The sequence below is a fragment of the Synechococcus sp. R3-13 genome (assembly GCF_047462195.1).
GTDB lineage: Bacteria > Cyanobacteriota > Cyanobacteriia > Thermostichales > Thermostichaceae > Thermostichus.
Genome location: NZ_JANSIO010000346.1, coordinates 1 through 3786, shown reverse-complemented (window position 1 = coordinate 3786; position 3786 = coordinate 1). Strand labels below are relative to the sequence as shown.

Below are 3786 nucleotides of genomic sequence, written 5' to 3'. Positions count from 1 at the left end.
TGGAGGTGTTGACCAGCTTGCAAGAGCAGCTCGAAGACATCAAGGTCATCTATGTGGAGTTTTGCTTAGAACAAGACCGCAAGCAGATTGACCAGATGTTGGATCCTACCCATCTCCTCTGGCAGGGAGAAGTTGTAGCAGGCCACAGAGGAGTCCTTTGCTATCTAAGCAGGGCTTGCTTTGTCGACAACAATTCAAGTCTTGGAGAGGAGACTTAAGGTTATGAACTCAACCATTATCGTTACGGCTGCTGACAGCAAGTTTTTTGAATTGGTTCAGGGGACCATTCTCTCTATTCGAGAGAAACCTCAGGGGCACTCTGTAGATATTGGATTCTTGGATGTAGGCTGTACACCGGAGCAGTTGCAATGGATAGGTCAGTACGTTGACCACATTGTTGAGCCAGATTGGAACTATGATATTCCCGACATTGATAGACAACCCAAGTATCTCAAGGCACTAGTTTGTAGGCCTTTCCTTCCTGAATACTTTCCAGGCTATGAAGTTTATATTTGGATTGATGCAGATGCTTGGGTGCAAGACTGGTCTGCAATTGAGCTTCTTACCCTGGGAGCAAGATACAAAAACCTTGCAGTTGTTCCTGAGTTGCTAAATACTCTCTTCGATCCCTATCCATTTTCGCATCAAGCTTTTCACCTCTCGGGATACATCAAGTACTTTGGAGATGTATATAACCACATATACATAAGACCAATTCTAAATGATGGTGTATTCTCTGGAAGTAATTCCAGTATTCACTGGGTAGCATGGAAAAACAGACTGAGCCAAGCTATCTCTATGAGCCGCGATCTATCTTTCTCAGATCAGTGTTCTCTAAACCTGGCTATTTATTTATAATGACTTAGGGATAGATAACGTTCAAATTTTACCATTGTTTTGTAACTGGACAGTTCATAGTAAACTACCTCTATGGGATCCAAAAAGAAAGCTCTGGGTTGAGCCTTGGAAGCCTTACATCCCTTTAGGAATTCTACACATTACTACCCATCAAGCTAAGGATAGAAAAACTCATGTAGCTCATACTACCGATGGCTTCAAAGTTGAAGCCAGTCTTTGGTATCCTAGAAGCCATTCTTCTCCAATCAGAAGGTATGACTATGTATCAGCTAATCAAAAGAAAATATATCTCGACTACAGCTTCCCTCTAATGACTGCTATCGATCCAGGGCCTCATCCCTGGCCTTATCTACGGAAAGAAGTTCCACATCTTTGGTACGCAGATCAACGCCAGCCTGGTATTGGCTTTGTCAGTCGAGATGAAGCCCATATTCTTTATAACACTGCCCTTAAGCTACAAGGAAAAAACGCCCTAGAGATCGGCTGTTGGCTAGGTTGGTCAACTGCGCACCTGGCGGCAGGAGGAGTTATTCTCGATGTGGTAGATCCTGCTCTGGCCGATCCCCAGATTTATGGAAGTGTGGATCGATCTCTTCGCTTGGCTGGAGTTCGCTCTAATGTCAATCTCTACCCTGGCTATAGCCCAGGGAAGGTGGAGGAGATTGCCCAGCAAGAGGATTGTCGCTGGTCTTTAATTTACATTGATGGGAATCATGACTCGCCGGCTCCCTTGCAGGATGCTCAAGTGGCAGAGCGCTATGCTGCTGAGGATGCCTTGATTCTGTTTCATGATCTAGCCTCGCCGGATGTGGCTGAAGGTTTGAATTACTTGAGAGACAGGGGCTGGAACACGATGATTTACCAGACCATGCAAATTATGGGAGTGGCCTGGCGAGGCAATGTCAAGCCCGTTGAGCATATTCCAGACCCTGCTGTGAATTGGACATTGCCAGAGCACCTCAAGGACTATCCGGTCTGTAACCTTGAGTTGTCTAGGGTGCTAGAGAAAGTTAAATCTTTTACCTTGCTGAGCTTTGAGGGTCTTTGGAGCCTTTATTCACTGGCTAAGCAGGTTTGTGAAGAAGACATTCCTGGGAACTTTGTAGAATGTGGTGTTTGCAGGGGTGGAAGCTCAGCTTTGCTGGCCTGGGTGATTAAGAACTACAGCCGTCGACCTCGCAAGCTATATGCTTTCGATACCTTCTCAGGTATGCCTGATCCAACAGAGGTGGATCGAGATTATCGAGGAGCTGGTGCCAACGATACGGGTTTTGGATCCGGTGCCTTAGCAGCACCCATTTCGGAGAACTTAGAGGTGGTTGCCAAGGAACTGGGAGTTTGGGATCTCATTGTCCCCGTGCCAGGGCTGTTTGCTGACACCTTGCCTGCCTATCGAGAGCAAGTGGGTGAGGTTGCTCTGCTGCATGCAGATGCTGACTGGTATCAGTCAACGATGGATATTTTGCGTCATCTCTATCATCAAGTTCATCCCAGAGGGTTTATCCAGGTCGATGACTATCAAGACTGGCAAGGATGCGCAAAGGCTGTCCATGACTTTGAGCAGGAAGTTGGAGTTTTCTTTCGGCTGCACAGTGTAGCTGAGCCCTATGGTTGGAAGATCGATAGCTTAGAGCTGCAAGAATGGCCTAGTCCCGCGTGGTTAAGTCCTTCAGAAAACCTGGTAGTGATGAGAGATAGCCTAACAGAAACCTCCAAACCACAAGGGATCCGCCTGAGCGAGATCAACGTGGGCCTTTTCCCCTACTGGGAAATGGAGACAGAGCAGCTTATCCAAGAACTGGAGGGCTTGCTGGAGCCAATTCTGCACAGTCCTCAGCCAGAAGACTTTGCTCTGATCTTCCTAGGGGATCCGGATCCGCAACTGGCCAATCAAACTCTGGAGATAGCTGCAGGCAACATAGCTCTCAGGCTCATGGAAGAGGGGTTAGAGCTCAGTAGAGAGCCGTTCTGTTCAGTGGTAGCTGGCTTGAACCCCTATCAATGGGAGAGACTTATTCCCCAACTCAACTATCGCTATCCCTTGAAGCGGGAGCGCTTTCCCAAGGGATTACGGCCTGCTATTCAAAAGCTACCTGTGTTGCTGTTGGCCTCCTAGGGATCCATCTGTTGTCTTGAGTTACTTGGCTGTCTACAGGGCGTCTGGATCTACCCCTAGCTCTCGTAGCTTCCGGGCCAGGCGCCCTGCCCGTTGTTCGGCCTGCTCAGCCCTTTGCCGCTCCAGTTGGCCTCGGTGGGTACCAGTTCCCCAGCAGCAGTGGCCCAGCGAATCCAGGTGGCCTCGATGTCCCGAAACCTGCCCTCCCACTTCACTAGGTACAATCCCAAAACCTCGCTCGGCAAGCAACCCTCGGCATCCTCTTGAATTGGCTCATAGCGGCCGCCCCTTAGCCGAAACCCCGCCCAGTCTTCTGGATCAAACGGGTCAAACCAAAAGTACTCCGGCACCCGGATAATCTGCTCATAAAGTTGCTTTTTGCTTGTTTTATCCTCCTGGGCAGTGCTGGGAGAAAGAAGCTCAATCACCACGTCCGGCCCTTTGCCCTGCTCCCAAATCACCCAGCTTTTGCGCTCGCCTTTAGGCACGCCCAACACCACAAAATAATCCGGCCCTTTGAAATTGCGGCCGCGGGTCTGCTCCAAGCTGTAGTAGAGAAACATATTGCCACCGACAAAGCCATCAGGGCGCTGCTGCAACCAGGTTTGGGTAGTGGAGATGAGCAAGTCCATCTGGCACCTGTGCCGCCAGCTTTCCATAGGTTCGCTGTCGTCGTAGGGGAGCTCGTCTTGGGTGGGGGGCAACTCGGGTAGATAAACCGGATCCAGCACCTCAGTAATTGGGTTTGGGTTAGCTTATGGGGGTGTGGGGGTAGCTAAGGCCCCGCACTGTACCCGTAGGGTCAGTGCCGG

Annotated in this window: 3 protein-coding genes; 2 read left to right on the top strand and 1 reads right to left on the bottom strand. The window is 49.6% G+C overall.

What is annotated here, in order from left to right:
* The first annotated feature begins 222 nt into the window (after positions 1-222).
* Together NW856_RS10505 and NW856_RS10500 are read left to right on the top strand one after the other, a co-directional pair.
* A complete protein-coding gene (locus tag NW856_RS10505; protein WP_414400180.1) occupies positions 223-858 on the top strand; it encodes a hypothetical protein in 636 nt (211 codons plus the stop codon).
* Positions 859-892: 34 nt separating this feature from the next.
* Positions 893-2974: a class I SAM-dependent methyltransferase gene (locus tag NW856_RS10500; RefSeq protein ID WP_414400179.1), complete on the top strand. Its 2082-nt coding sequence runs from the start codon at positions 893-895 to the stop codon at positions 2972-2974.
* A gap of 56 nt (positions 2975-3030) precedes the next feature.
* Here NW856_RS10500 and NW856_RS10495 read toward each other — a convergent pair whose 3' ends face one another.
* On the bottom strand, positions 3031-3705 hold the full coding sequence (locus tag NW856_RS10495; RefSeq protein WP_414400177.1) for a Uma2 family endonuclease: 675 nt from the start codon (positions 3703-3705) through the stop codon (positions 3031-3033).
* Between the last annotated feature and the right edge of the window lie 81 nt (positions 3706-3786).

Excerpts from the sequence above, each read along its gene's own strand:
- NW856_RS10505 (WP_414400180.1), top strand. The coding sequence starts at position 223 with ATGAACTCAACCATTATCGTTACGGCTGCTGACAGCAAGTTTTTTGAA.